At 73.8% G+C, this 24,853-nt stretch carries 26 protein-coding genes; 9 read left to right on the plus strand and 17 right to left on the minus strand.

What is annotated here, in order from left to right; genetic code table 11:
- Positions 1-273: 273 nt before the first annotated feature.
- Both ACZ6ZT_RS10580 and ACZ6ZT_RS10585 read left to right on the plus strand, forming a co-directional pair.
- A complete protein-coding gene (locus ACZ6ZT_RS10580) occupies positions 274-1,143 on the plus strand; it encodes an SAM-dependent methyltransferase (protein WP_469717540.1) in 870 nt (289 codons plus the stop codon).
- Positions 1,140-2,324: a terpene synthase family protein gene (locus ACZ6ZT_RS10585; protein ID WP_469717542.1), complete on the plus strand. Its 1,185-nt coding sequence runs from the start codon at positions 1,140-1,142 to the stop codon at positions 2,322-2,324. The genes ACZ6ZT_RS10580 and ACZ6ZT_RS10585 overlap by 4 nt, the downstream gene beginning before the upstream one ends.
- Positions 2,325-2,381: 57 nt before the next feature.
- On the opposite strand, the gene ACZ6ZT_RS10590 is transcribed toward ACZ6ZT_RS10585, so the two are convergent.
- The 6 genes from ACZ6ZT_RS10590 to ACZ6ZT_RS10615 all read right to left on the minus strand — a co-directional run bounded on the left by ACZ6ZT_RS10590 (position 2,382) and on the right by ACZ6ZT_RS10615 (position 7,274).
- Entirely contained in the window at positions 2,382-3,806 is a 1,425-nt protein-coding gene (locus tag ACZ6ZT_RS10590; protein ID WP_469717544.1) for a cytochrome P450, read from the minus strand.
- Positions 3,803-4,423, minus strand: coding sequence for a GTP-binding protein (locus tag ACZ6ZT_RS10595; RefSeq protein WP_469717546.1), 621 nt, complete (start codon positions 4,421-4,423; stop codon positions 3,803-3,805). The genes ACZ6ZT_RS10590 and ACZ6ZT_RS10595 overlap by 4 nt, the downstream gene beginning before the upstream one ends.
- On the minus strand, positions 4,404-4,763 hold the full coding sequence (locus tag ACZ6ZT_RS10600; RefSeq protein ID WP_469717548.1) for a DUF742 domain-containing protein: 360 nt from the start codon (positions 4,761-4,763) through the stop codon (positions 4,404-4,406). Before ACZ6ZT_RS10600 ends, ACZ6ZT_RS10595 begins: the two co-directional genes overlap by 20 nt.
- Positions 4,760-5,164 (minus strand): roadblock/LC7 domain-containing protein, encoded by a 405-nt coding sequence (locus ACZ6ZT_RS10605; protein ID WP_469717550.1) that lies wholly within the window; start codon positions 5,162-5,164, stop codon positions 4,760-4,762. The genes ACZ6ZT_RS10600 and ACZ6ZT_RS10605 overlap by 4 nt, the downstream gene beginning before the upstream one ends.
- Positions 5,165-5,170: 6 nt before the next feature.
- Positions 5,171-6,751, minus strand: coding sequence for a sensor histidine kinase (locus tag ACZ6ZT_RS10610; protein WP_469717552.1), 1,581 nt, complete (start codon positions 6,749-6,751; stop codon positions 5,171-5,173).
- Between the two features lie 331 nt (positions 6,752-7,082).
- A complete protein-coding gene (locus tag ACZ6ZT_RS10615; protein ID WP_469717553.1) occupies positions 7,083-7,274 on the minus strand; it encodes a hypothetical protein in 192 nt (63 codons plus the stop codon).
- A gap of 165 nt (positions 7,275-7,439) precedes the next feature.
- Between ACZ6ZT_RS10615 and ACZ6ZT_RS10620 the strand changes: the two genes are divergently transcribed.
- Positions 7,440-7,763, plus strand: a complete 324-nt coding sequence (locus ACZ6ZT_RS10620) for a putative quinol monooxygenase (protein WP_469717555.1) — start codon at positions 7,440-7,442, stop codon at positions 7,761-7,763.
- A gap of 105 nt (positions 7,764-7,868) precedes the next feature.
- A complete protein-coding gene (locus ACZ6ZT_RS10625) occupies positions 7,869-9,782 on the plus strand; it encodes a serine/threonine-protein kinase (RefSeq protein WP_469717557.1) in 1,914 nt (637 codons plus the stop codon).
- A gap of 234 nt (positions 9,783-10,016) precedes the next feature.
- On the opposite strand, the gene ACZ6ZT_RS10630 is transcribed toward ACZ6ZT_RS10625, so the two are convergent.
- The 5 genes from ACZ6ZT_RS10630 to ACZ6ZT_RS10650 form a co-directional block, all read right to left on the minus strand.
- Positions 10,017-11,621, minus strand: a complete 1,605-nt coding sequence (locus ACZ6ZT_RS10630; protein ID WP_469717559.1) for an amidase family protein — start codon at positions 11,619-11,621, stop codon at positions 10,017-10,019.
- Positions 11,618-12,841, minus strand: a complete 1,224-nt coding sequence (locus ACZ6ZT_RS10635) for an MAB_1171c family putative transporter (protein ID WP_469717560.1) — start codon at positions 12,839-12,841, stop codon at positions 11,618-11,620. The genes ACZ6ZT_RS10630 and ACZ6ZT_RS10635 overlap by 4 nt, the downstream gene beginning before the upstream one ends.
- Before the next feature lie 14 nt (positions 12,842-12,855).
- Entirely contained in the window at positions 12,856-13,437 is a 582-nt protein-coding gene (locus ACZ6ZT_RS10640; RefSeq protein ID WP_469717562.1) for a hypothetical protein, read from the minus strand.
- A 39-nt stretch (positions 13,438-13,476) separates the two neighbouring features.
- Positions 13,477-13,965 carry a hypothetical protein gene (locus ACZ6ZT_RS10645; RefSeq protein ID WP_469717563.1) on the minus strand — a complete coding sequence of 163 codons (489 nt, stop codon included), beginning with the start codon at positions 13,963-13,965 and terminating at the stop codon, positions 13,477-13,479.
- A 210-nt stretch (positions 13,966-14,175) separates the two neighbouring features.
- On the minus strand, positions 14,176-14,949 hold the full coding sequence (locus ACZ6ZT_RS10650) for a VanZ family protein (RefSeq protein WP_469717564.1): 774 nt from the start codon (positions 14,947-14,949) through the stop codon (positions 14,176-14,178).
- A 367-nt stretch (positions 14,950-15,316) separates the two neighbouring features.
- On the opposite strand from ACZ6ZT_RS10650, the gene ACZ6ZT_RS10655 reads away from it, so the two are divergent.
- Entirely contained in the window at positions 15,317-15,742 is a 426-nt protein-coding gene (locus ACZ6ZT_RS10655) for a ribosomal maturation YjgA family protein (protein ID WP_469717566.1), read from the plus strand.
- A gap of 162 nt (positions 15,743-15,904) precedes the next feature.
- Complete coding sequence (locus ACZ6ZT_RS10660) at positions 15,905-16,696, plus strand: polysaccharide deacetylase family protein (RefSeq protein ID WP_469717567.1); 792 nt, start codon at positions 15,905-15,907, stop codon at positions 16,694-16,696.
- 16 nt (positions 16,697-16,712) lie between these two features.
- Here ACZ6ZT_RS10660 and ACZ6ZT_RS10665 read toward each other — a convergent pair whose 3' ends face one another.
- The gene (locus ACZ6ZT_RS10665; protein ID WP_469717569.1) at positions 16,713-17,108 is read right to left on the minus strand and encodes a nuclear transport factor 2 family protein; all 396 of its coding nucleotides are present in this window, start codon (positions 17,106-17,108) and stop codon (positions 16,713-16,715) included.
- Between the two features lie 126 nt (positions 17,109-17,234).
- Here ACZ6ZT_RS10665 and ACZ6ZT_RS10670 point away from each other — a divergent pair, with 126 nt between their 5' ends.
- Entirely contained in the window at positions 17,235-17,681 is a 447-nt protein-coding gene (locus ACZ6ZT_RS10670; RefSeq protein WP_469717570.1) for a MarR family winged helix-turn-helix transcriptional regulator, read from the plus strand.
- Positions 17,682-17,688: 7 nt separating this feature from the next.
- Here the strand turns inward: ACZ6ZT_RS10670 and ACZ6ZT_RS10675 are convergent, their stop codons facing one another.
- Positions 17,689-18,669: an ArsR/SmtB family transcription factor gene (locus tag ACZ6ZT_RS10675; RefSeq protein WP_469717572.1), complete on the minus strand. Its 981-nt coding sequence runs from the start codon at positions 18,667-18,669 to the stop codon at positions 17,689-17,691.
- Positions 18,670-18,725: 56 nt separating this feature from the next.
- On the opposite strand from ACZ6ZT_RS10675, the gene ACZ6ZT_RS10680 reads away from it, so the two are divergent.
- On the plus strand, positions 18,726-19,937 hold the full coding sequence (locus ACZ6ZT_RS10680; protein WP_469717574.1) for an MFS transporter: 1,212 nt from the start codon (positions 18,726-18,728) through the stop codon (positions 19,935-19,937).
- On the opposite strand, the gene ACZ6ZT_RS10685 is transcribed toward ACZ6ZT_RS10680, so the two are convergent.
- The 3 genes from ACZ6ZT_RS10685 to ACZ6ZT_RS10695 form a co-directional block, all read right to left on the minus strand.
- On the minus strand, positions 19,909-20,697 hold the full coding sequence (locus tag ACZ6ZT_RS10685; protein ID WP_469717576.1) for a VOC family protein: 789 nt from the start codon (positions 20,695-20,697) through the stop codon (positions 19,909-19,911). The genes ACZ6ZT_RS10680 and ACZ6ZT_RS10685 overlap by 29 nt on opposite strands.
- A gap of 61 nt (positions 20,698-20,758) precedes the next feature.
- A complete protein-coding gene (glpK, locus tag ACZ6ZT_RS10690; RefSeq protein ID WP_469717578.1) occupies positions 20,759-22,276 on the minus strand; it encodes a glycerol kinase GlpK in 1,518 nt (505 codons plus the stop codon).
- 106 nt (positions 22,277-22,382) lie between these two features.
- On the minus strand, positions 22,383-23,228 hold the full coding sequence (locus ACZ6ZT_RS10695) for an MIP/aquaporin family protein (RefSeq protein ID WP_469717580.1): 846 nt from the start codon (positions 23,226-23,228) through the stop codon (positions 22,383-22,385).
- A gap of 247 nt (positions 23,229-23,475) precedes the next feature.
- Between ACZ6ZT_RS10695 and ACZ6ZT_RS10700 the strand changes: the two genes are divergently transcribed.
- Positions 23,476-23,955 (plus strand): SRPBCC domain-containing protein, encoded by a 480-nt coding sequence (locus tag ACZ6ZT_RS10700; RefSeq protein WP_469717583.1) that lies wholly within the window; start codon positions 23,476-23,478, stop codon positions 23,953-23,955.
- 68 nt (positions 23,956-24,023) lie between these two features.
- Here ACZ6ZT_RS10700 and ACZ6ZT_RS10705 read toward each other — a convergent pair whose 3' ends face one another.
- Entirely contained in the window at positions 24,024-24,851 is an 828-nt protein-coding gene (locus ACZ6ZT_RS10705) for an amino acid ABC transporter ATP-binding protein (protein ID WP_469717585.1), read from the minus strand.
- Positions 24,852-24,853: the final 2 nt, after the last annotated feature.

Below are 24,853 nucleotides of genomic sequence, written 5' to 3' on the forward strand. Positions count from 1 at the left end.
CGGTCGGCTGACCAGGCAGGCGTTCGACGCGGTGCTCGACTTGTTCCGCACCAGGCACCTCACGTCACAGGCGGGAAAAACATCGCGATCCGGCCAGTCCGAAAGGGCTGACGCGGCGGCGGCGAAGTGCCACCATGATCGGTGCTTCGACTAAGTGCCGGTGCGTGCGCCCCGGAGCAGTGAGGGCGCACGTGTCGGCAGCCTACGCCGTGAAAGGGCCGACCCCACATGCGCGTTACACCGTACGTAGCGTCCTTAGGCAGTGGTCAGGGCATGAGCGATGACGCGGAAGTGAGCCTCTACTACCACCGCAAGACGCAGGAGATCCTGCACAAGTACGGTCCGGGTCCGCGCGTCCACTTCCATGTCGGGATGTTCCCCGGCGGGGAGCTGCCCTCGGCCACCGTCTCCCAGCGGACGCTCGCGCAACGCATCCTCGCCTCGCAGGAGTTGATAGTCGAGCACGCGGCCCGCTCCTGGGGCGCGTACGAGAAGCCACCCCGCCGGGTCCTGGACATCGGCTGCGGCCTGGGCGGCACCTCCCTGTACTGGGCCGAGGCCCACGGGGCCGAGGTCACCGGCCTGACCGTCGCGGCCGAACACGTTCCGCTCATCGCGCACTTCGCCCGGCAGGCCGGCGTCGGCCGGCGCGTGCGCCCCCTGGTGCGGGACGTACACCGGCTGGACGACACCCACGCCTACGACGCCGCGTACGCCAACGAGAGCAGCGGCTACACCGATCGCCACAGACTCTTCGAGGTCGTCGCCAAGGCGCTGGTGCCGGGCGGGTGGTTCGGGATCCAGGAGCACTTCGTGCGCCGCCCCGAGTGGCTCGACTTCATCGACGGCTACTACCGGACGCGGCTGGGCACGCGGGAGGAGTACCTGACCGCGGCCGAGGCGGCCGGATTCGCGCTGGAGGCGGACGAGGACGTGACCGACGCGGTGGCCGAGTTCTGGATGCAGTCGATGGCCTGGAACACCGCCGAACTCGACCGGCTGCGCGCGGGCGGCGCACCCGTGGCCTGGAGCCGTCAGCGGCTCGCGGAGTCGACGGTCACGCACAGCAAGTTCTTCCGCCTCTGGCGCGATCACGCCGTGGAAACGCGGCTGCTGCTCTTCCGGGCCGGAGGTGGCCGATGACGGCTGCCGTCCCGGACCCCCGGACGAGCGCGGCCGACCCGGGCCCGCCGGCGACCGTGGCCGCAGGGGCGGCCGTACCGCCGCGACCGCCAACGCCCCGCCCCTCCCGTCTCGGGGAGCGGCTGCCCGCCTTCTACTGCCCGCTGCCGCGCGACCTCGTCCACCCCGAGGCGAAGGAGGTGGAGGCCCGGGCGGTCGCGTGGCTGGACTCCTTCGGCCTGTACCCCGATCCCGTCGAGCGGGCCTGGGGCCTCGCCACGCACAGCGCCGACTTCTCCTGCCGCATCATCCCCGAGGGGGACGCGGAGGCGGTCCTGCTGTTCACGCAGTGGAACTACTGGGCCAACGCCGTCGACGACTGGCAGGACTCGGGCGCGAGCGAGGTCCGCACGGCCGCCGTCGCGGAACACGGCGTACGGCTGCTGCGGACCATCGAGAACCCGGCCGCGGCCGTCCTGCCCGACGGCCCGATGACGCGGGCGCTGGCCGACCTGGTGACCCGTACGCACGCCCTCCTGACCCCCTTCGAGCTGCGCAGGTTCATCGAGGGGACCCGGGACTGGCTGCTCGGGGCGGCCTGGCAGGCGGCCCGGGCCGAGGGGGCGGGCATGCCGGGGCCGAACGACTTCGCCGCCATGGGAGGGCTGGCGAACGGCACCCGGTTCTCCCTGACCTGGTCGGACGTGGCGCGCGGGATCCGGCTGCCGGCGGACGTCCTCTACTCCCCCGCCCTGCAGGCGCTGACGGACGCGGCGGGCTTCGTCGTCAGCACGGACAACGACCTCTTCTCCTACGACAAGGACGACCACCTGGAGCCGCCGGAGGTGAACCTGGTCAACGTCCTCGCCCATCAGGACGGCTGCTCCCCCGCCGAGGCCGTCCCCCGGGCGGTGGCCCTGCGGGACCGCGTGATGAGCCTCTTCCTGCGCCTGCGGGCCCGGCTGGAGGACGGGGCCGACCCGCAACTCGCGCGCCACCTGGAGGGCTTGGGGCAGTACGTCGCGGGCTCCATCGCCTGGCAGAGCCGGGCGCCCCGGTACGCGAGCCCGCGCAACCGGCACGCCCTGCCCGACCCGGAGGCGCGGTTCGAGATCCGGTACGCCGACACGCCGAGCGATCCCACGACGGGACCGCCGGCCCTGCCCGCGCTCGCCCGGTGGTGGCAGCAGGCCGGCGCCTGAACGCCACGGCGGGGCCCCGGACGCCGGTGCCGGGGCCCCCCGGGCGCGGTGCGCGCCTCAGAGCCGGCCGAGCAGGCGGCGCCACCAGCCGGCCCGGCGCGGCTCGCCGGCCGGGGCGGGCCGGACGGCCGGCCGAGGCGGCGGGATCTGCACGTGCCCCGGGTGGCCCGAGGGCTGCTCGGGGTGCGGGTAGCCCCGAGCGGCGTCGGCGGCGTCGGCGGCCTCGGCGTCCGGGACGGGGCGCGGGGTGAACCGTACCGGCAGCGACAGCAGGTGGCGCGACATGAGGGTGCCGCGCCAGCGCAGGTCGCTCGCGTCGACGGCCAGCTGGAGGTCGGGCAGCCGGTCCAGCAGCACCTCGATGCCGGTGTCCGCGATGGCGCGCCCGATGTCCTGGCCGGGGCACTCGTGCGGTCCGCTGCTGAAGGCGAGGTGCGAGCGGTTGCCGCGGACGGAGGTGTCGGGGTGGGGCCGGATCTGCGGGTCGACGTTGCCCGCGGCCAGGCCGAGCAGCAGCATGTCGCCGGCCTTGATCTGCTTGCCGCCGAGGAGGGCGTCGCCGGTGGCCCACCGTCCGATGATCGTGTTGATCGGCGGGTCGTCCCACAGCACCTGTTCGATGGCGTCCGGCAGGGTCATGTGGCCCCCGGAGAGGCTCGCGCGGAAGCGCTGGTCGGTGAGCACGGTGCGCAGGGTGTTGGCGATGAGGTTCGCGGTGGTCTCGTACGCCGCGATCAGGACGACCCGCAGGTGCATGAGCACCTCGGTGTCGCTGAGGTCCGCCGGGTGCTCCAGCAGCCAGGAGGCGAGGTCCCGGGAGGGCTCCGTCTTGCGGTCCCTGACGAGCTGTTCGAGGGTGGCGGTGACGTAGCGGTCGCTCTGCAGTGCGGTCTCGGTGCCCTGGAGCATGTCGCGCGCCGCGTTGACCAGCCGGGGCCCGTGTTCGTCGGGGGCGCCGACGAGCTGGGTCATCACCAGCATGGGGAGCTGGTCGGAGAATCCGGACACCAGGTCGGCGTGGCCGTCCGCGGTGATGCGGTCGACGAGCTGGTTCGCGAAGCGGGTGACGTAGCGGCGGATGCCCCGCTTGTCGAAGCGTTCCAGGGACTCCACGACGGCTCCGCGCAGCCGTTCGTGGACGGGGCCGTCGGTGAAGTTGCACACCGGCACCCAGGAGACCATGGGGCCGAGCGGGGTGTCGGCGGGGACCCGGCCCTCCTTCAGGTCGCGCCAGCCGCGCGGGTCGCGGGCGAACCGCGACGGGGTGCGCGCCACGTCCAGGTTCTCCCGGTGGCCGAGGACCAGCCAGGCCGGGAGGTCGCCGCTGACGAGGACGGGGGCGACCGGCCCGTGTTCGGCCCGCAGCTTCTCGTACAGCCCCATCGGGTCGGCTTCCGCCTCCGGCCCGTGGAGCCGGTACAGGCCGCCCCCGCCGGCGGCGTGGGCCGGGCACTGGGGCGGCGGGGTCGGGTTGGTGCTCACATTGCCTCCGGGGTGGCTGCCTGGGAGTGCAGGTAGCGCATCAGGGTCAGCAGGACATCGCGGCAGGAGTCCCGTCTGCGGGCGTCACAGGAGAGGATGGGTACGGAGGGCGGCAGGTCGAGGGCCTGGCGCAGCTCTTCGAGGGAGTGGTCGGGCGCGCCGGGGAAGGAGTTGACGGCGACGACGAAGGGCACGCCCCGCTCCTCCAGCCGTCCGATGACGTCGAAGCTGATTTCGAGCCGGCGGGTGTCGAGGAGGACGACGGCGCCGAGCGCGCCCTCGAAGAGGCCGCGCCACAGGAACCAGAAGCGCTCCTGGCCGGGCGTGCCGAACAGGTAGAGCACGAGTTCGTCGTTGAGGCTGATGCGGCCGAAGTCCATGGCCACGGTCGTGGTGGTCTTGCGCGCCACGCCGCGCGTGTCGTCGACCCCGATGCCCGCCCGCGTCATGGTCTCCTCGGTCGTCAGCGGTTTGATCTCGCTGACGGCGCCGACCATCGTCGTCTTGCCGACGCCGAAGCCGCCGACGATGACGAGCTTGACGGCGGCGGTCGCCGTTTGCGGGAGTATGTCCGCGCTGCGGGGACCGGCGATCACGTCAGAGCTTTTGAAGTCCATCGATCACTGCCTCGATCAGAGCAAGGTCGGGTAGCTGGGCGGCGGGGACGGGCGGGCGGACCTGCACGCGCTTCGTCGCGAGCAGGTCTCCGACGAGTACGGTGACGGCGCTGACGGGCAGGCGGGCGTACGCGGCGATCTCGGCCACCGACAGCGGGGCCTGGCACAGCCGCAGGATCACGGCGTGCTCGGGCTGCATCTCGGGCCGGGCCGCCGCCTTGGCCACGACCAGGGTCACCAGGTCGAGGTGGGTGGCGGTGGACGGCTCGCTGCGGCCGCCGGTGATGACGTAGAGCCGTTCGGGGCTGCTGTCCTCCCAGCTGGCGGGGGGCTCACTCACGCGGGCTGTCCGTCATGTCGGGGCGGACTGCTGAGGTGGTCCCCCATCCGGGTCACGAGGCCGCGCATCTGTGCGCCCATGAGGCCCGCGTCGACGCCCTCGTCGGCGAGGACGGCCAGGTAGGAGCCGTCACCGGCGGCCATGAGGTAGAAGAACCCGCCGTCCATCTCGATGACGACGAGACGCATCCTGCCCTCGGAGTGGGGCAGTTCCGAGGCCACGGCGCCGGCGAGGCTCTGCAGTCCCGCGCAGGCCGCCGCGAGGCGGTCGGCGGTGTCGGTCTCGGCTCCGTACTGGGCCACGCACAGGCCGTCGGCGGACAGCACGATCACGTGCCGCGTCTGTGGCACTCCGGCAGCCAGGTCCTTGAGCATCCAGTCCATGCTGCTTCGCTGTGTCATCACTGCTTACATCCCCTTGGTCACTGAGTCCGACGCGTCCTCGCCGTCGGGTCCGCCCTGGCCCGACGTGCCGGCCAATCCGCTGTGGAAGGCCTCCAGCCACATGCCGGGTCCCTCGTCCGGAGCGGACCGCGGCGCCGCGACGGGCGGGTAGTCGGAGCTGGTGGCGCGGTCCTTCCGGCGTCGCTGCGGCAGACCCGTGGCGGTTCGTTCCGTGACCGGCGTGTCCTCGTACGAGGCGGTCCGGGCGGGCGCGGGAGGCGGGGCCGGCGGCCGGGGCGCGGGCGCCTGGGCCTGCTGCGGCCGGGCGGCCGGCGGGGCCGGGGGCGCGCCGGCCGAGAGGTGGTCGACGGGGTGCTCGCGCGGGGCGGGCGCCACGGCCCGGGGGCCGGAGGAGGAGCCGATGCCGTGGGCGAGGCCGGTCGCGGCGGCCGCGGTGGTGATCAGGTGCTGGGGGACGATGACCACCGCCCGGACGCCGCCGTAGGCGGAGGAGCGCAGGGAGACCTGCAGTCCGTACGACTGGGCGAGCCGGCCGACGACCGCGAGGCCGAGGCGCGGCGTCTCCCCGAGGTCGTTGAGGTCGATCCCGGACTGGGCCTGGGCGAGCATCCGTTCGGCGCGCTTGCGGGCCTCCTCGCTCATGCTGAGGCCGCCGTCCTCGATCTCGACGGCGATGCCCGACTGGACTTCGACGGCGGTCAGGTGGACCCGGGTGTGCGGGGGCGAGTAGCGGGTGGCGTTGTCCAGCAGCTCGGCCAGCATGTGGATGAGCGGCTCCACGACGGGGCCGAGGACGGCGACCTCGGTGACCGAGTGGAGTTCGACGCGCTGGTAGTCGATGATCCTCGACATCGCTCCGCGCAGCACGCTGTACAGCGTCACGGCCCTGCTCCACTGGCGTCCGGGGCGGGCCCCGCCGAGGACGGAGATGGAGTCGGCGAGCCGGCCGATCAGCGCGGTGCCGTGGTCCAGGCGCAGCAGGTCGCCGAAGACGTCGGGGTTGCGGCCGTGCCGGTCCTCCATCTCGCGCATCTCGTGGGCCTGCTGGTGGACGATCGCCTGGACACGGCGGGCGATGTTGACGAAGGCGCGCTGGGCCGAGTCGCGGAGGTTCTCCTCGTTGTCGACGGCGTCGATCACGCGGGCCAGCACGGTCTGCAGGGCGACCCTGAACCGCGGTGTCAGGGCGGAGTCGTTGCCCCACCGGTTGCCGTGGCCGCCCCGGCCGCCCAGCGCGGTCAGGATCTCCTCGGGGAGTTCGCCCCTGCGCAGGCGTTCGATGGCCTCGGTGAGCACCACGTCGGCGAGGCGGACCGCTTCGGCCTCCTGCCGGGTCAGGGCGTGCCGCAGGGCGGCGATCTCGGCGTGCCGCGCGTCGAGGGCACGGCCGCGCCGCAGGGCCTCGGCGACGGCCGTGGCGGTGCACACGGCCCCGAGGGCGACCCAGGCGATACGGGCCGGATCCCAGGGGGAGGCGAGGGCCCCGACCACGCACACGGCGGCCACGACCGCGATGGCGGGCAGCGGCCACCTTATTCCCGCCGCCGGGCGGGAGGCTTCGGGTGGAAAGTTTTGTTGCGCCATCAAGTTCCTCGAACCATCGAAAGAGGGGATCTTATGACCGGTGGGCGGGAGCTTAACGGCGGTCAACTCTCCGGTTCGGCACTTTCGTTGGAGTTCATCGGACCGGAGGATCCACTACGCGCCATTGACGGCGCGGGTGTTCCGCCGTCGGCGGCGGCGCATTACGGGAACTTCCCCGAAAGTGGTGGTCCACGGCATGCCCGCTCGTACACACACCATGGAATTCGAACGCATTCCCATACGATTTCGGCCTCGGAGTGAAAATCGGGCAGTGGCATCCGGGAACGGGCCGTGCTAAAAGGCACCCCCGGTGCGGAGCGGCGGGGGCCGGTCAGGCCCGCCCGAACCGGTCGTGTTCGTAGCCGCGATGACGTCCGGCCGGGGCCTGACGGGCCGGAACCGTGCGCCCCGAGCGCGCCCACTCCCGTACGAGACGGTCGTAGATCGGTGTGCCGGTCTGCGCCGGGGGCTCCTCGGCCGGCCGCGCTGTGGTCGCCGGTGCGGCGAACCTCGTCTCCTTCATACAGGCGCAACGATTCTGCCGGTGCCGTCGTGGCGCCCGGTGTCCGAATCGTCATCAGCCGCCCGCGCGTCCACAGGTGCGTCGACATGTGCGTCCACACGTACATCCACACGTACATCCCCGTGTGAAGCCAGGCGTACATACACGTGTGCATACAATGGGTGAATGATCTTCATTGTGGTGAAATTCCCCGTCAAGCCCGAATACGCCGACCAGTGGCCCGAGAAGGTCGCGGAGTTCACCCGCGCCACGCGGGCCGAGCCCGGGAACCTGTGGTTCGAGTGGTCGCGCAGCCTGGCGGAGCCCGACACGTACGTGCTGGTGGAGGCCTTCCAGGACGACGCGGCGGAGGCGCACGTCGGCTCCGACCACTTCCGCGCCGCGCTGGAGACCATGCGCCCGCTGGTCACCCGTACGCCCGAGATCGTCAGCACCACCATCGAGGGCGCCACGGGCTGGAGCCGGATGGGCGAGCTCCAGGTCGACTGAGCGGCGGTGGCGGCCTCGGTGAACTTCCAGCGTGGATCTGCCCGTTGGACTCCGGGGCGCATCGGGTAGCTTTCTGGAAAACGATTCCGAGGCTACGGGGCTGACGTGTTGGAGCTCAGGGGGAGCGGGGCGGAACCGCTGGAGGCGGACGATCCGCGCCGAATCGGGCCGGTCCCGCTGGCGGGCCGGCTCGGGGCCGGGGGCATGGGGCGGGTGTACCTCGGGGTGTACGAGGGCCGGTACGTCGCCGTCAAACAGCTGCTGTCCTCGGTGGTCGGTGAGGACGCGGACTTCCTGCGCCGGTTCGGGCACGAGCTGGACAACCTCGCCCGGCTGCCGGCGAAGGCCACCGCTCCGCTGCTCGTGAGCGACCGTACGGCGCGGCCACCGTGGTTCGCCACGACCTATGTCCCCGGCCTCACCCTGCGCGAGGCCCTCGACCTGAACGGGAGCCCGTTACCCGCCCAGGCGCTGTGGCTGCTGCTGCGGGAGACCGCCGAGGGGCTGGCGGCGGTGCACGCGCTCGACATGGTGCACCGCGACCTGAAGCCGTCCAACGTCATGCTGACCCTCGACGGGCTCACCCTCATCGACTTCGGCGTCGCCCGGGCCGCCGAACAGAGCCAGCTGACCCGGACCGGCATGGTCGTGGGTACTCCCGCCTACATGGCGCCCGAGCAGGCCTCGGGCAAGAAGCGGGTGGGCGGCCCGACCGACGTGTTCGCGCTCGGCTCCGTCCTCGCGTACGCGGCGTCCGGGCGGCCCCCCTTCGGGGACGAGTCGGGGCACGGCGTGCTGTACCGCATCGTCCACGAGGAGCCGGACCTGGAGCCGCTGCGCGCGCTGGAGCCGGAACTCGCCGACCTGGTCGCGCAGTGCCTCGACAAGGACCCCGAGGGGCGGCCGACCGCCGCCGAACTCCTCGAACGCGCCGCCGGACACGTCCCGTCCGGCTCTCCCCGGTGGCCGCGGGCCATCGCCGAGCGCCTCGCCGAGCGGGCGGCCTTCGCCGCGCACGTGCAGGACGTCGACGTACCCACCCTCCCGCTCGGTGCCGGGAAGGCGGGGGCCGGGGCGGAGGGGGCGGAGCCGGAGATGGCGCCCGCGGCGGAGGTCACGCCCACGGCCGGTCCGCGCCCGGAGCGACCCGAACGGCGGCGCCGCACCCGGGTGCTGCTCGCCGTCCTGCCGGTCGTGGTGGTCGCGGGCGGTACGACGCTCGCCCTGCAGAACCTGCCGTTCACCGCCTCCCCGGAAGCCCGGGCGCAGCACTCCCCCTCCGCTTCGGGACCGGCGGCGGTGAACCCGGCCGCACCGGCGGCGGGCACCGGCCCGTCGGGTTCGGCTCCGCCCGGGCAGTCGCCCTCCCCCCTTCCGAGCCCCGGTGAGGCCCAGGGCGGTACGGGTGCTCCCCCGGCCGCGGCCACCGCGGGAGCGGGGCCTGGTACCGGACCCGGCCAGGGAGCCGACGCCGGCACCGGCACCGCCACCGGTAATGGCAACGGCAATGGCAACGGAGGTGCCGGTGGCGGGAACGGCGGCGCCCAGAACGGCTCCGGCGGCCCGCCGGCGTCCGGGAACCCGGGCGGCGCGGCCGGCGGCACCCGGCCCTCCGGGGGCGGCCAGCCCACGGCTCCCAAGCCCCCGGCTCCCCCGCAGTCCGGCACGGGCCGCTACCGCAACGGCAACGACGGCAGCTGCATCACCCAGGTCTACGGCTCCTCGGACTCGGGCAGTTGCTCGGACTCCTCGGCCCGGTGGACCGTCCGCAGCACCGGCGACGGCGGCTTCAAGCTGGCCAACGAGCAGTCCGGCCAGTGCCTTTACGCCAACATGCTCGGCCAGGCCGTCTTCGTGGGCGACTGCGCGCAGGATGCCGGCCGGATCTGGCGGTCGGGCGCGGACGGAAGTCTGCGCAGCGCGGCCAACGGCGGCTGCCTCGATCTCGGCATGAGCGGGGGCCTGGTGACGTCCACGTGCTCCGGAAAGGCCTCACAGCGCTGGACGAGGCAGGCCTGAGCCGCGCACGCCTCTCCGGTCCCGCCGGCCGTCGCCGGGGTCCGGGGGGCTAGGATGGCCGCAGGGCCCGGGTACCGCATCCCCCGTCGGTATCCGGGCCCTTCAGGACGTCGCGCGTACGGCTCACGTACGGCCGGCGGAGGGGCCCCGGGTTCACCCGGGGCCCCTCCGCCGTGTGGGCCCGCCCCGCCCCACCCCCGTGGAGGCAGAACGGGCCCGGTCAAAGGCGCCCGGTCACGCGGTGAACGCGGGCGGTCGCACGGGCTGGGGAAGCCGTCGCGCGAGGTGTCCGGCCAGGTCGATGACCGTGCGGTCGGCCAGATAGGGGCCGATGATCTGGATCGCGAGCGGCAGGCCGGCGGCGGTCCGGCCGGCGGGCATGACGAGCGCGGGGAGCCGGGCGGGGCCGGCCAGGTTCAGCCAGGCCGTCTGGTCGAAGTACGAGCGCTTCTCCCCGTCGACGGTGATGTACCGGCTGGGGACGGGTACGTCCGTCTGGTCCTCGACGGCGGCCGTCGGGGTGGCCGGGGTGATGAGGACGTCGTGGGTGGCGAAGTAGTCGGCCCACTGGCCGCGCAGCTGCTCGCGCTCCTCGTTCGCCCGCAGCCAGTCCCGGTGGCGCATGGTGCGCGAGTGCAGGAAGAGGCCGGCGGGGGCGTCGGGGGGGATCTTGTCGGCAGCCGCGATGTCGTCGGCGAAGGCGCCGTCGGTGGCGGTGGCGCTCGCCGTGGCGTACATCAGCCGCTGGAACAGCCGGTCGCTCTCGGCGAGGCGCACGGGCCGGGTGGCGCCGTCCACGGTGGCGCCCGCGGACCGCAGGATCCCGGCCACCCGGTCGAGGAGAGCGCGGGTGTCCTCGTCGACGTGGCAGTACGGATCGTCCCGCCACAGGCCGACGTGGTAGTCCGCGAGGCGGCCGCGCGCGGGTGCCGGGAGGTCGATCCGCCAGGCGGCGGCGTCGGCCGGGGCCGGCGCGGCCAGCACGTCGAGGAGGAGGTCGAGGTCTTCCGCGTCGCGGGCGAGGGGGCCGATGCTGAGCATGTCGGAGCTGGTGAGCCAGCCCGGCGGCCGGGGGATGTGGCCGCGCGTGGGGACGATCCCGCCGCTGGTGCGCAGCGCGTAGACACCGCAGTACGCGGCCGGGAGGCGCAGCGAGCCGGCGAGGTCGGAGCCGACTTCGAGGGCGCTGAGGCCCGCGGCGACGGCGGCGGCCGGGCCGCCGGAGGAGCCGCCCGCCGTCCTGGTGTCGTCGTACGGGTTCTTCGTGCGGCCGAAGAGCGGGTTCGCGGTCTGGATGTCCTGGCACAGGACGGGGACGTTCGTCTTGCCGACGATGACGGCGCCGGCCGCGCGCAGCAGGGCGACGGTGTCCGCGTCCCGGCCGGGGACGTGCCCGGCGAGGTCCGGGGAGCCGCAGGTGGTGAGGAGGCCCTTGGTTTCAAGGGCGTCCTTGAGGGTGAGGGGCAGGCCGTGCAGGGCGCCGAGCGGCTTTCCGGTGGCGGCCAGGTGGCGGTCGGCGGCGTCGGCGGCCGCGCGCGCCCCGTCGGCGTCGAGGGTGGCGACGGCGCCGAGCGCGGGGTTGGCACGGGCGATGTGCCGCAGGTACTGCTCCAGCAGGGCGCGGCTGGTGACGGTGCGCCGGCGCAGGGCGGCCAGCTGTTCGCGGGCGGGTGCCAGGTGCAGGTCCTCGCGCGGGGGCTTCGCCGGTCCGGCCCCGGAGCCGGAGCCGGTGGGCGCGGCGGAGCCCGGGCCCGAGCGGGCGGCGGCGGGCGTGCTGGCCATGGCGGCGGCCGCGGCGACGGCCGTGCAGGCGACGATCAGGGTGCGGCGGAGGATCACGGGCGGGCTCCTGAGGTGATGCCGCGGGAGTCGGGGGCGGCGCGGCGCTCGGGGGTGGGCGGGATGAAGTGGGAGGCGACGCGCTGGAGGTGGAGCAGCTCGTCCTCGGTGGTGTCCAGGCCGAGTTCCGCGTCGGCGAATTCGGCGGGGGCGGCGACCGGGTCGTCCGCCCGGTGCCGGACGAGGGCGGCGTGGATCTGGTCGGCCGTGACGGCGGCGACGAGGTCGGCGCCGGTGAGGCCTTCGGCGCGGCGCCGGGTCTCGGCGTGTTCCCGGACGGCGGGGTCGAGGTAGCGGCGCATCAGCTTCTGGCCCTGGCGGATCTCGACGCGGCGGCGCAGCAGCGGGAAGTGGGCGCTGCGGCCCCGCAGGAGTTCCGCGCGCTGGCGGGCGGGGCGGCGCAGGGTGATGCCGGGGTCGGCCTGGTCGAGCGCGGACCACAGCGCGGCGAGGCGCCGGTAACGCAGGTGCGCGGTGGTCCAGTCGAGGGCGCCGGCGGTGCGCCGGGCGAGGGTGGGGATGAGGTAGCCGATCTGGGTGAGGGTGGCTCCGATGTCCCCGCACGCCCAGGCGAACCCGTTGAGGCCGTCGACGCCGAAGCCGGTGTCGGCGCCGACGACGGCGGCGATGCGGATGCCGCTGTAGCCGAGGGTGATGACGGCGCCGATGGTGACCAGGCGCAGGCTGAAGGCGATCGAGCGGTTGGTGGCGGTGCGGGCGTACGTCCAGCAGGACCGGGCGAGGTAGACCTCGGCGACGCTGTAGGTGCCGAAGTAGAGCAGGACGTAGGCCTGGAAGAACGGGTCGTGGGCGTAGTAGAGGGAGAAGTCGGTGGGCCGGGTGGTGGCCGGGGTGAGCAGGACGAACAGCAGCGCCATGGCGGCGATGACCCCGGCGGCCGCGACGAGGAGCAGGCGGCTGCGGCGGCGGGCCTCGGCGGGCGGTTTCGCCCAGTGCGCGAGGACGGTGGCCTGGAGGGCGAAGACGAGGATGACGCAGCCCTGGGCGATCGGCACGACGACGTTGGGGACGCCGAGCAGCCCGTCCACCCGTACCCAGACGGAGGTGAGCGAGACGGCGTAGCTGATCGCGGAGAAGCCGTAGGTGAACGCGAGGGCGACCAGGGCCGGTTCGCGGCGGTCCTTGAACAGGTCGCGCAGCAGGACGAGGAAGCCGGTACCGGCGATGGCCAGGCACAGGGGGTGAAGGATGTCTTTCACGGGTCCCTATCCGGTCAGCGCAGCAGGGTGCGGGCTATGGGGTCGGCTTCCCCGCGGTCGGTGGCGCGGGAGGTGCCGAGGCGCTCCTGCAGGAGGGATCCGAGGAGTTCGGCCTCGAACTCCTCGGGTTCGTTGTAGCGGGTCCGGCCGAGGACGAGTTGCACGGTGGCCGGGTCGATGTCGGTGATGAGGCCGCCGAGGTCGCCCGTCGCGAGGGGGGCGGTGCCGCGGTGGCGCTTGAGCATGTGGCCGAACTCGTGGCCGACGATGATCTCGGCGTGGGCCCGGCTGATGGCGGTGTCGTAGAAGACGTAGTCCGTCTCGGCCGTGGCGAGCCACAGGCCGCAGGGGGAGGAGGCGTCCAGGGAGTCGGGGTCGGCCGGGTCCGAGGCGAAGGGCATCAGCCGGATCGAGCGGTCGAGGCGCTCCTCCATGAACGGTACGAGGTCCAGGACGCTGTCGACGGCCGGCAGGTCGAGGCCCTCGACGAACGCGCGGCTGCGGCGCTCGGCTTCGTCGGCCTCGCGGGCGGCCGCCCGGTCGGGCCGGCGGCCGGGGTCACGGCGGGCGCCGCGCTCACGACGGCTGAACCACATGGGGCTTCCTCCTCTCGGCGTGACGACGGACGCCACCGGTCACGGCAGTTCCCTTTCGGGTTCGGCGGGCAGGCCCTCCTCTTTCCGTACGGCTTCGAGGGCCGCCAGGACCTTGCGCTGGCCCGCGGCGGACACGCCCATCGCGCGGAGGGCGATCTGCTCGACCCCGTTCTCCTTCAACCTGCGCAGGATCTCGAACTGCGTCGCGATCTTCCGCGTCACCTCGTCCTCGACGAAGTAGGCGGCCTCCACGCCGAAGAAGCGGGCGAGGAGCGGCACCATGGTGATGGTCGGGGTCCGCTTGCCCGCACGCAGATAGCTGATGTGGGAGCGGGTGTAACTGTCCTCGCCGTACGAGGAGATGGTGCGGGCCACGTGTGCGTTGGTGTACTCCTCCGCTCCCGGAGGGCGCACCCGGTCGAACAGGAAGTTGAGGCGGTCGCTGAAGGCGGCGCCCGGTCCCGGGACCGGGACGGGGCCCGGTCGTGGTGCGTCCGGTCCGTCGGGGTTGCCGTCTGAGTCCGCCACCGCGTGCTACTCCCTTTTCTCAGGCGTAACTATAGTTGACGCCCGTTGCCGTAACTATAGTTGACGGCTTGGAATGCGGAAGTCCCCCGGGGTCGGGGAAGGTCGCCCGCACGGCACCGTTCGGCCGTGGCACACCAAGGCGCCCGGCGCCCCGCGGCGGGGAGGCCGCCGGGCGCCGGGGCGGGGGAGGCGTCGGCCGCCCCGGTCCGGTTACGGAGTGCCCTCGCCGGCCTCCGCTCCGCGGGGCGGGGCGGAGGCGCGGGGGCGGCGCTGCCACCAGTGGTGCCGACGCGGATGGACGGCGCGGCTCGCGCGGCGGCCAAGGACGAGGAAACCGATCAGCGCGCCCGCCGTGTTGAGGATGACGTCGTCCACGTCGAAGGCGCGGCCCGTCACCAGCGCGCCCTGGATCAGTTCCACGAGGGTCATCACGACGGCGGTGGTCAGCGCCACCCGCAGCAGGCCCCGGGTCTGCGGCACGAGCACGGGCAGCAGGATCCCGAACGGGACGCCCAGCAGGACGTTCCCGCCGAGCTGCTTGGCGGCGTCCTTGACGGAGGCGCCGTCGAGGTAGGCGCCGATCGACGCACCGGGGTGGACGTTGCTGTGCACGAGCGCGGCGGAGGCCGCCGACGGCTCCAGGGTGACCCGGGCCAGGGCGATGCTGAACAGGACCGTGCCAACGAAAGCGGCGAGCACCGCGAGGGCCCGCACGAGCGGATGGGCGGGCCGCCGGGGCGCGTACGCGGACGAGCCGGCCGGAGGCGCCGACGGCCGGCGCCACCACCCCGGCCGGGCCGAGGGCCGCGCCTGCGGCCGCCCGGACGGCTTCTCCGGCGGGGGCGCCGGCACCCGGGGCGAGTCCTGCGCCGGCTTGCGGACCGTCGCGCCGTCGGGCGTGCCGGTGCGCGTGCCGTCGCGCAGGCCCCGGAGCCACCCGGGGCGCCAGGTCAGGGTGGGGGCGGGGGTCTTGCGCTCGTCCACGGGTCACTCCCTCGGCGGCCGCTCCGGTCCCGGCGGGGCGGACGCCCCGGGGCTGCCGCGTGTACCCCTGGACCGGCTTCCCACACGGGCCCCGTCACCCGTCGCGGCGGGGGCAGCGGAACGGCGGTCCGACGCCCGGGCGACCGGGCACCGCCGGGCGGTGACGAAATGCCGGTGGACTCCCCCACCACGCCGCAGTCAGGTCAACCTCCTTACGTACAGGCGCAGTTACCCGGCACCGCCGAGAACCGGCCACCTCCCCCGCCCGGGCAGGCGCCGCCCGCCGGGCCGGCGCCGGATGTCCGGCCGCGGATCGTGCGGGCGGACCGGCTTCGGGCCGCGGGAGTGGGTTCGGCAGGATGAGGGGATGGATCTTGGTGCTCGTGGTCATGGCCGTCTTCCTCGCAGCGCCGCCGGGCGGGCCCGGGCGGTGGCGGGCGGGGTCGCGGTGCTGGTCGTGTGTGCGGGGCTGGGGCTTCGGGCGGTGGCGGCGGGGGACGTGGCCAAGTACGGCGGCGACGCGCTGTACACCGTCCTGGTGCTCGCCCTCGTCGTCCTGGCCGCGCCCCGGGCGGCGCCGGTGCGGGCCGCGGGGGCGGCGCTGGCCATCAGCTGGGCCGTCGAGCTCCTCCAGCTCACCCCGGTACCGGCCGCGATCTCCCGGCACAGCACCGCCGCCCGGCTGGTGCTCGGCTCCACCTTCAACGCCCCCGACCTCCTCTGGTACGCCCTCGGAGCGGCCGTCGGCGGCCTGGTCCTCTCGGTGTTCCGGCCCCGGCGCCGTCCCCTGTGACCAATGCCACGGCCCGTAGAACCGACCCGTGCGGGCAGCGGCGACGGCGGGTCCCGGATCCGCCTCGGGGGCCGTTCGGCCCGGGGGTGCGCCCGTACGCATGACCTAGCCTGGACCGGCAACGCGAGAACCGGGGGCCGAGCGCAAAGGAAGAGCGCGTCCATGGGCAAGACCAGCAGTTCCGTACGTCGCCCGCGGGCGGGATCCGTCGTCGCGGCCGCCGCCCTCGGCCTCCTGGCGGCAGCCGGCGCGCCCGCCCTCGCCGCCACCGACGGCACCGCCGGCGCGGCCCACCGCCCCTCGGCCACGGACGTCACCCGCCCCGCGCACGGCGCCCCCGCGATCCCGCAGAGCATCTCCCGGCTGGCCGAGGGGCCGGGCCGCGCCGTCGCCATCACCATCGACGACGGTCCGGACCCGCGCTGGACGCCGCAGGTCCTTCAGGTGCTCCGGCAGAACCATGTGAAGGCCACCTTCTGCATGATCGGCACCAAGGCGCAGAAGTACCCGGACCTGGTGCGCGCGGTCGCGGCCGACGGGCACCAGCTGTGCGACCACTCCGTCGACCACGACGTGACCATGGACCACAAGCCGGTCCCTTACCAGCGGCAGCAGATACTCGACGGCAAGGACATGATCGAGAAGGCCGTCCCGGGCGTCGCCGTGAACTACTACCGGGCGCCGGGCGGCGCCTTCACCCCCGCCAGCCGGGCGATCGCCACCGAGAGCGGAATGCGGCCACTGGGCTGGAGCGTGGACCCCAAGGACTGGAGCAGGCCGGGTCTGCCGGCCATCCTCGCCACCGTGGAGGGCGAGCTGCCGCCACAGCCGACCGTGCTGTTCCACGACGGCGGGGGCGACCGCGGCGAGACCGTCGCCGCGCTCAAGGAGTACCTGCCCTGGCTCAGTGCGCAGGGCTACTCCTTCACCTTCCCGGCCCGCACCGCGCCGTAGAGCCGGCCCGGCGGGTTCAGCGGGCGCTGCCGAGGTTCCGGTCCGCGTCGGAGCCCGCCAGCAGGAGGGTCGTCTCCTCGATGCGGCGGAACCGGCCGTCGGGCGCGAACTCCCCGAAGAGGTAGACCTCCATGCTCACCTCGGACCCGTCCCGCTTCGTGACGTGGACGGTGTGGCGGTCGGCGTAGCGCGGGCCGTCGTAGAGCTCTTCGTGGACCTGGACGGTACCCGTGGTGAGGACCTCGCGGAGGTGCCCGATGTGCGCGAGGAACGCGTCGCGGTCGTCCCACCGGCCGTCCGTGCGCTGGCGGTAGTCCGGGGCGAAGTGCCGGTCGGCGGCTTGGTGGAGGTCGAGTCCGGGAGTGAAGAGCAGGTCGGTGAGGGCTGCGCTGATGCCGGTGCGGCGGTCCATGACGGGTCCTTTCGCTGACGATGACGATGACGACGACGACGACGACGACGCGAGAATGCGTGCGTTGCGCACGCTCTTTCGGCACCGTACCCCACATCCGTGCGCAGCGCACGCTAATCTTCGGAGATGGAGAAGAACGACGTGGGGCACGAGATCGCCGAGGCGCTGGGCCTGCTGCTCCGGCGCGGCACCCGCCAGGGGCTCTACCGGGCCCTGACCGAGGGCGTCGGGGAGGCCGTGGACGAGGTGACGTACCCGATCCTCAGCGGCCTGGGCAGGACGGGCCCGCGCAGCGCCGCCGACCTGGCCTCCGAAGTGGGGCTCGACCGCTCCGGCGTCACCCGGCGCGCCACCCGGCTGGAGGACGCGGGCCTCGTACGCCGCGCACCGGATCCCGGGGACCGGCGCGCCACGCTGCTCGCCCTCACCCCGGAGGGGGAGGCCGCGGTGGCCCTCCTGCGCCGCCGTCTGTCCGAGCACATCGGGGCCGCCCTCTCGTCCTGGCCTCCGGGTGAAGCCGAGGCCTTCGCCCGCCACCTGCGCCGCTTCGTCACCGACGGCCCCTTCGGCTGACGCGTCCTCAGCGCCAGCCGGCCAGCCGGTCGCCCAACGGGCTGCGGTGGTAGAGGACATGGCGGCCGGCGCGGGCCCGGGTGACCAGGCCCGTCGCGTGCAGGACGCGCAGGTGCTGCGATACGGCGCTGGGGGTGACCCGAAGGCGGCGGGCGAGTTCGACGGTGGGCTGCGGGGTGTCGAGGAGCCCGAGCAGCCGGGCCCGGGACGCGCCCAGCAGCGATACGAGGGCCGACGGGTCCGCGACCGGCTCCGGGGTCCACAGCGTCGCGACCCCGCGGCTCGGGTACGACAGCATCGGCGCCTCCTCCGCGCTGACCGGCGGGGCGGGCTTGTGCGCGAACACCGAGGGGACGAGCAACAGCCCCCGGCCGGCGGCCTCGACGTGGTGCCGGCCGATCATCTGGCCGATCCGCAGGACCCCTTCGTGCCACCGCAGGTTCGGATGCATGTCGGTGAACAGCAGGCGGGCGCCGCCGACGGCGAGTTGGCGCGCGCGGTAGGTCATGTCGGCTTCCAGCAGCAGCCGCATCCGGGGCCACATCGGGGCGACGGCCACCTCCCAGTACTGCCGCAGCAGGGCGCACACGGTGTCGCGGAGGGCGGTGACGGCCGCGTCGTCCCCGGCGGCCGCGTCGTGCAGCGGCCCGGGCGGCGGGTCGGGCGCGTGAGTGGCCAGCAGGTCGCGCCGGACGAGGGCGGCCGGGGTGCGGCCCGCGACGGCCAGTTCGTCCTCGAAGGCGGGCTCGAAGACCGTGGGGCGCGGGGTCAGGAAGTCGGGCAGTGTGCGCCGGACCGCGACGAGCGACATCAGCAGCGCGGTGTCGAGCCCGCCGAGCGAGCCGAGGACCGTCCGGCGCCACGGGAGGTGCAGGGCGGAGAGGCCCGGGTCGCGCAGGACCCGGAGGCTGAGCACGGTTTCGTGCAGGGGTGAGACGGCGAACCGGGTGTCCGCCAGGTCCTCCACGCCGAGCCCGAAGCTGATCATGTAGCCCTACGCTACATCCATTGGCGGTGGGCCCCGGGTGACGTGGACTTCCGGGCATGACACCGACGACCACCACCGCACCCGTGGAGCGGCGGACCCTGAGTACGCGCATGCTCCTGCTCCTGTCCTTCACCGGCGCCGTAGGTGTGGGCAACGTCTACTTCCCGCAGGCCATCGGCCCGTTGGTCGCCGCCGGCCTGCGCGAACCGGCCGGTTCCGCGGCCCTGATCGTGACCGCCACCCAGGCCGGCTACACCGCCGGGATGCTGCTGCTGGTGCCGCTCGGCGACCGGATCCCGTACCGGCCCCTGCTCGTCACCCTGCTCGCCCTCACCGGCCTCGGTCTCCTCGCCGCGGGCTGCGCCACGGGCCTGGGGCCGCTGGTGGCGGCCAGTGCGCTGGTCGGCGTGGCGACGGTCGCCGCGCAGGTGATCGCGCCGCTGGCGGCCGGGATGGTGCCCGCCGACCGGCGCGGGGCGGTGATGGGCACCCTGCTCGGCGGCTCCATCGGCGGCATGCTGCTCGCCCGTACCTTCAGCGGCACGCTCGGCGAACGGTTCGGCTGGCGCGCCCCCTACCTGGTGGCGGCCGTCGTGGTCCTGCTCCTGGCCGCCGTCCTGGCCCGCGCCCTGCCGCCGACCACCCCGCCCTCGCGCCCGTCGTACGCGGCCCTGCTGGCCGGGTCGCTGCGTCTGTTGCGCACCGAGCCGGACCTGCGCCGCTCCTGTCTCTGCCAGGCGACGGTGTTCGCCGGGTTCTCGGCCGTCTGGACCTGCCTGGCCCTGCTCCTCACCGGCCCCGCGTACGGGCTGGGCGCCCAGGCCGTCGGGACGCTCGCCCTGGTCGGCGCGGTCACCATGTTCTGCACGCCGTACGCCGGACGGCTGGTCGACCGCAAGGGGCCGGACCCCGTCGGGCTGGTCTGCGTATTCGGCGTCCTCGTCGCGGCCCCCGTGCTCGCCCTGGGCGCCTCGGGCGGGGCGGGGGGCATGGCAGCCCTGGTGGTCGGCACGCTGCTGCTCGACGTGGCGATGCAGTCCGGCATGGTGGCGAACAGGGCGCGGGTCTTCGCCCTGCGCCCCGACGCCCTCGGCCGGCTCAACACCGCGTACATGACGTGCGCGTACCTGGGCGGCAGCGCCGGTTCCTGGGCCGGGCTGCGGATCTACGGCCGGGCCGGATGGCCGGGGGTCTGCGGGCTCGTGGCGTGCCTGGCCGGGGTCGCGCTGGTCCGTCTGCTCACGGCGGCGGGAGCGCGTCGAGGGTGAACAGGGCGCCCTCCGGGTCGCGCAGCGTCACCGGCCGGCCGCCGTCCGGCGGGGGCGCGCCCGGCGCGAGGGTGCCGCCGTGCGCCAGGGCGGCGGCCGTCGCCGCCGCCAGGTCCGGGACCTTGAAGTGGACGAGCCAGCGCGGCCGGCGGCCCGCCTCGGGGGCCGCGGTCTCCACCGGGCGGCTGTGGAGCCGGGCGACGGCCTGTTCGCCGGCCCGCAGGACCACCTGGTCCCCCTCGTAGGAGGGTTCGCAGCAGCCCGTGGTCCCGTCGGCCCATTCCAGGACCTCCCCGTAGAAGAGCGCCGCGTCGAAGGCGTCGCGGGTGTGGAGTTCGAGCCAGGCCGGCGTGCGGCCCTCGCCGGTGGTCCACTCCGAGAGCACCCGCCCCTCCCAGACGCCGAAGACCGCTCCGTCCGGGTCGGCGACGAGGGCCGCCCGTCCCCTGGGCGGGTAGGCGACGGGCCCCACCGACACGGTGCCCCCGCGCTCGCGCACCCGGGCGACCGTCGCGTCGGCGTCGTCGACGGAGAAGTACGCGGTCCAGGCGACGGGCACGGCCAGTTCCCCGGCCATCGCCCCGATGCCGGCCACGGCCACGCCGTCCACCTCGGCCACCGAGAAGGCCCGGCCCAGGCCGCCCCGGCGGAAACTCCAGCCCAGCACGGCGCCGTAGAAGCGCTCCGAGGCCTCGCGGTCACGGGCCATCAGGCTCAGCCAGCACGGCGCGCCGAGCACGTTCGCCGTCACCAGCACCATGGTCGTCCTCCTCCCGCCGCTCCCCTGCCGCTCCCGCCGCTTGCGCCGCCGGGGCTGCCGGTCACTCGACCTTCGCCCAGTCCAGGGTCCGCTCGACCGCCTTCTTCCAGCCGGCGTAGCCCTCCGCCCGCCGTTCCTCCGACCACTGGGGCTCCCAGCGCTTGGACTCCTGCCAGTGGGTGCGCAGTTCGGCCGTGTCCCGCCAGAACCCGGTGGCCAGTCCGGCGGCGTACGCGGCGCCGAGCGCGGTGGTCTCGGCGACCACGGGGCGGCTCACGGGGACGCCGAGGACGTCGGCCTGGATCTGCATGCACAGGTCGTTGGCCGTCACGCCGCCGTCGACCTTGAGCACGTCGAGGTGGACCCCGGAGTCCTGTTCCATGGCCTCCACGACGTCCCGGCTCTGGTAGCAGATGGCTTCCAGGGTGGCGCGCGCCAGGTGTCCGCCGTCGTTGTAACGGGCGAGACCGACGATCGCGCCGCGGGCGTCGGAGCGCCAGTAGGGCGCGAACAGGCCGGAGAAGGCGGGCACGAAGTAGATGCCGCCGTTGTCCTCGACCGTCGCGGCCAGGCGTTCGGTCTCCGCCGCGTCGCTGATGATCTTCAGCTGGTCGCGCAGCCACTGCACCGCCGAACCGGTGACCGCGATGGAGCCCTCCAGAGCGTAGACGGCCGGCGCGTCCCCGAACTGGTAGGCCACGGTGGTCAGCAGTCCGTGCTGGGAGCGGACCAGCTCGGTGCCCGTGTTGAGCACCAGGAAGTTGCCGGTGCCGTACGTGTTCTTCGCCTCGCCGGGCTCGTAGCAGACCTGCCCGACGGTCGCGGCCTGCTGGTCGCCGAGCACGCCCGCGATGGGGATCGCGGCCCGCAGGGGGCGGGAGGTGCGGGTGACTCCGTAGGCGCTCGCGTGCGAGGAGGGGTGGATCGAGGGGAGCATCGCGCGCGGGATCCCGAAGAAGCCGAGCAGCTCGTCGTCCCAGTCGAGGGTCTCCAGGTCCATCAGCATGGTGCGGCTGGCGTTGGTCACGTCGGTGGCGTGGATGCCGCCGTCGGGTCCTCCGGTGAGGTTCCACAGCACCCAGCAGTCGGTGTTGCCGAAGACGGCGTGCCCCTGCTCGGCGGCCTCGCGGACGCCGTCGACGTTCTCCAGGATCCACTGGATCTTGCCGCCGGAGAAGTAGGTGGCCGGTGGCAGTCCGGCCTTGCGCCGGATGACGTCGCCCTGGCCCGAGCGGTCCAGCGCGGCGGCGATCGAGTCGGTGCGGGTGTCCTGCCAGACGATCGCGTTGTAGTACGGGCGGCCGTTGCGGGGGTCCCAGACGACGGTCGTCTCGCGCTGGTTGGTGATGCCGATGGCCGCCAGGTCGGCCGGGGAGAGGTTGCCGTGCCGGAGCGCGTTCTGGATCACCGAGTTGGTGCGCTCCCATATCTCCACCGGGTCGTGCTCGACCCAGCCGGACCTGGGCAGGATCTGCGCGTGTTCCAGCTGGTGCTTCGCGACCTCGTTGCCCGCGTGGTCGAAGATCATGAACCGGGTGCTCGTGGTGCCTTGGTCCACTGCGCCGACGAAGTCCGCCATGATGGTGCCGCCTCTCGTGTGGGGCCCTCGCTGTGGGAACCCCCCGGCCGCGCCCGGGACGGTGGTGCCGCCCCTGGCGCGGACGGGGTCGGGGAGTCCGGGTGGGTCAGGCCTCGGGGGCCGGGACGCGTCCCGGCGGCTCGGGCTCGGCGGTCGGCAGGAACCGGCCGATGAAGGTCTTGTAGATGCCCGCCCCCAGCAGGCCGCCGATCAGCGGTCCGACGATCGGCACCCAGAAGTAGAAGTTCCCGTACTGATCCCGCCACGCCCCGCCGTAGCCGGTGAGGAAGCTGGCGAGCCGCGGACCGAAGTCACGGGCCGGGTTGATGGCGTAGCCCGCGTTGGTGCCCCAGGCCATGCCGATCGCCACGACGACGAGACCGACGATGAACGGGCCGAGGTTGGCGCCGGGCGGGGTGTTGAGCAGGTCGGTGATCGCGAGGATCAGCAGCAGCAGGATCGCCGTGCCGATGATCTGGTCGCGCAGCGCGCCCCACTCGGTGACCGGCAGGTTCGGGTTGCCGTTGGCGGGCAGCGTGGAGAAGACGCCTTGCGTCTTGATGGTGTGCGTGGGGTCGGCCTTGGCGAGTGCCTCGGTGTAGTTCCAGCGGACGATGAGGGCGGCGACGAAGGCACCCGCCGTCTGCGCCAGCGCGTACGGGGCCACCTTGCTCCACGGGAAGCCCTTGAAGGCCGCCAGCGCGACGGTGACCGCCGGGTTGAGGTGGGCGCCGCTCAGCCGCGCGGCGACGTAGACGCCCAGGGTGACGCCCAGTCCCCAGGCCCAGGCGATGCTGTCGTGGTTTCCGAGGCCGCCGGGCGGGGTGGTGAGTGCGCCGCCCGCAACCACTTGGGCCACCACACCACAGCCGAAGAGGATCAGGACCATCGTGCCGGCGAATTCGGCGGATAGCTCGCCCACCAGCCCCGATGCCTTGAGACGATCAGCCATGAAGAGCCTGCTTCCTGCCGGCGAGACCGGCTGTCATCGGCCCGTCGGTGCCGCCGCCTGCCGCGGGGCCCGGCGATCGGTCGCTTAAGCGGAACATAAAGCTCCGCATACGCCGCATGTCTACCCGGTCGGAGCCGTCTCATACACCCGATCGGGCGATGGTTCCGTACGGTGACGGACTACTGGCGGACGGTGACGGCTTCCGAGCCTGCTGTCGCGCCGCGCCCCGCGGTCTAGGCTGGCCCGCATGTACGCCACTCGCGTCTCCCGGCACATCAAGGCGCCGCGTTCCGCCGTCTACCGGGCGCTGCTGGACCCCGAGGCGCTCGCACGCTGGCGGGTGCCGGAGGGGATGAGCGGCCACGTGCACGAGTTCGACCCTCGGGAAGGGGGACGGTTCCGCGTCTCCCTCACGTACGCGTACGAGGACCACGGCCACGGCGCGCCGGACGGCCGGGGCAAGTCCTCGGCGCGGACCGACACCTACCACGGCCACTTCGTCGAACTCGTGCCGGACGAGCGGGTGGTGGAGTCCTTCGCGTTCGAGAGCGCGGAGCCCGGGCTGCGCGGCCGGATGACGCTGACCACCACCCTCGGCGACGCGGACGACGGCGGCACGGACGTGGTCATGGTCCACGAGGGCGTCCCGGACGCGGTGCCCGCCGCCGACAACGAGACGGGCACGCGCATGGCGCTGGCCCATCTCGCCCGGCTGCTCGGGGGCTGACTCAGCGGCCCGTGTCGGCGGGCGTCACACGAGGGGAAGACCCGCACGGGGACGGCCTGGAGGGGCCCTCACTCCGGCGGTGCCGCCTCGGCCGGGGGGTCCACGGCCGCCGGGTCGAGGATGCGGTCGAGGAAGTTCCGGGTCCGCTCGTGCTCCGGGCGGGTGATGACCCGCGCCGCGGGCCCCTGCTCGACGATCACCCCGCCGTCCATGAACACCACGCGGTCCGCGACCTCGCGGGCGAAGCTCATCTCGTGGGTGACGACCATCATCGTCATGCCCTCGCCCGCGAGCCGCCGCATCACCGACAGCACCTCCCCCACGAGTTCCGGGTCGAGCGCCGAGGTCGGCTCGTCGAAGAGCATCACCTCCGGCCCCATCGACAGGGCCCGGGCGATGGCCACCCGCTGCTGCTGGCCGCCGGAGAGCTGGGCGGGGAAGGCGTCCGCCTTGTCGCCGAGACCGACCCGCTCCAGGTTCTCCCGGGCGACGGCGGCGGCCCGGTCCTTGTCCCGGCCCAGCACCCGCCGCTGCGGCAGCGTGAGGTTCCCGGTGACGCTGACGTGCGGGAACAGGTTGAACTGCTGGAAGACCATGCCGATGCGGCGGCGTGCCGCGTCGATGTCGACGTCGGGGTCGGTGAGCTCCGTACCGCCGACGAAGACCTGTCCGCCGCTCGGTTCCTCCAGCAGGTTCACACAGCGCAGCAGCGTCGATTTGCCGGAGCCGGAGGGGCCGATGACGCACACCACCTCGCCGCGGGCCACGTCCAGGTCGATGCCGCGCAGGACGTGGTTGTCGCCGAAGGACTTGTGCAGGGCGCGGATCTCGATCTCCGGCCGCCCCGCGTCGTCCGGCGCGTCCCGCACGTCCGCCGTTCCCGTCTTCTGTGACATGT

It is taken from the genome of Streptomyces sp. NPDC102258, assembly GCF_055584685.1.

What these genes read in the sequence shown, in the direction of transcription:
- ACZ6ZT_RS10580 (WP_469717540.1), top strand. Translation starts at nt 274, where the DNA reads ATGAGCGATGACGCGGAAGTGAGCCTCTACTACCACCGCAAGACGCAG.
- ACZ6ZT_RS10585 (WP_469717542.1), top strand. Translation starts at nt 1,140, where the DNA reads ATGACGGCTGCCGTCCCGGACCCCCGGACGAGCGCGGCCGACCCGGGC.
- ACZ6ZT_RS10595 (WP_469717546.1), bottom strand. Translation starts at nt 4,423, where the DNA reads ATGGACTTCAAAAGCTCTGACGTGATCGCCGGTCCCCGCAGCGCGGAC.
- ACZ6ZT_RS10605 (WP_469717550.1), bottom strand. Translation starts at nt 5,164, where the DNA reads ATGACACAGCGAAGCAGCATGGACTGGATGCTCAAGGACCTGGCTGCC.
- ACZ6ZT_RS10610 (WP_469717552.1), bottom strand. Translation starts at nt 6,751, where the DNA reads ATGGCGCAACAAAACTTTCCACCCGAAGCCTCCCGCCCGGCGGCGGGA.
- ACZ6ZT_RS10615 (WP_469717553.1), bottom strand. Translation starts at nt 7,274, where the DNA reads ATGAAGGAGACGAGGTTCGCCGCACCGGCGACCACAGCGCGGCCGGCC.
- ACZ6ZT_RS10620 (WP_469717555.1), top strand. Translation starts at nt 7,440, where the DNA reads ATGATCTTCATTGTGGTGAAATTCCCCGTCAAGCCCGAATACGCCGAC.
- ACZ6ZT_RS10640 (WP_469717562.1), bottom strand. Translation starts at nt 13,437, where the DNA reads ATGTGGTTCAGCCGTCGTGAGCGCGGCGCCCGCCGTGACCCCGGCCGC.
- ACZ6ZT_RS10655 (WP_469717566.1), top strand. Translation starts at nt 15,317, where the DNA reads ATGGATCTTGGTGCTCGTGGTCATGGCCGTCTTCCTCGCAGCGCCGCC.
- ACZ6ZT_RS10660 (WP_469717567.1), top strand. Translation starts at nt 15,905, where the DNA reads ATGGGCAAGACCAGCAGTTCCGTACGTCGCCCGCGGGCGGGATCCGTC.
- ACZ6ZT_RS10665 (WP_469717569.1), bottom strand. Translation starts at nt 17,108, where the DNA reads ATGGACCGCCGCACCGGCATCAGCGCAGCCCTCACCGACCTGCTCTTC.
- ACZ6ZT_RS10670 (WP_469717570.1), top strand. Translation starts at nt 17,235, where the DNA reads ATGGAGAAGAACGACGTGGGGCACGAGATCGCCGAGGCGCTGGGCCTG.
- ACZ6ZT_RS10675 (WP_469717572.1), bottom strand. Translation starts at nt 18,669, where the DNA reads ATGATCAGCTTCGGGCTCGGCGTGGAGGACCTGGCGGACACCCGGTTC.
- ACZ6ZT_RS10680 (WP_469717574.1), top strand. Translation starts at nt 18,726, where the DNA reads ATGACACCGACGACCACCACCGCACCCGTGGAGCGGCGGACCCTGAGT.
- ACZ6ZT_RS10685 (WP_469717576.1), bottom strand. Translation starts at nt 20,697, where the DNA reads ATGGTGCTGGTGACGGCGAACGTGCTCGGCGCGCCGTGCTGGCTGAGC.
- glpK (WP_469717578.1), bottom strand. Translation starts at nt 22,276, where the DNA reads ATGGCGGACTTCGTCGGCGCAGTGGACCAAGGCACCACGAGCACCCGG.
- ACZ6ZT_RS10695 (WP_469717580.1), bottom strand. Translation starts at nt 23,228, where the DNA reads ATGGCTGATCGTCTCAAGGCATCGGGGCTGGTGGGCGAGCTATCCGCC.
- ACZ6ZT_RS10700 (WP_469717583.1), top strand. Translation starts at nt 23,476, where the DNA reads ATGTACGCCACTCGCGTCTCCCGGCACATCAAGGCGCCGCGTTCCGCC.
- ACZ6ZT_RS10705 (WP_469717585.1), bottom strand. Translation starts at nt 24,851, where the DNA reads ATGTCACAGAAGACGGGAACGGCGGACGTGCGGGACGCGCCGGACGAC.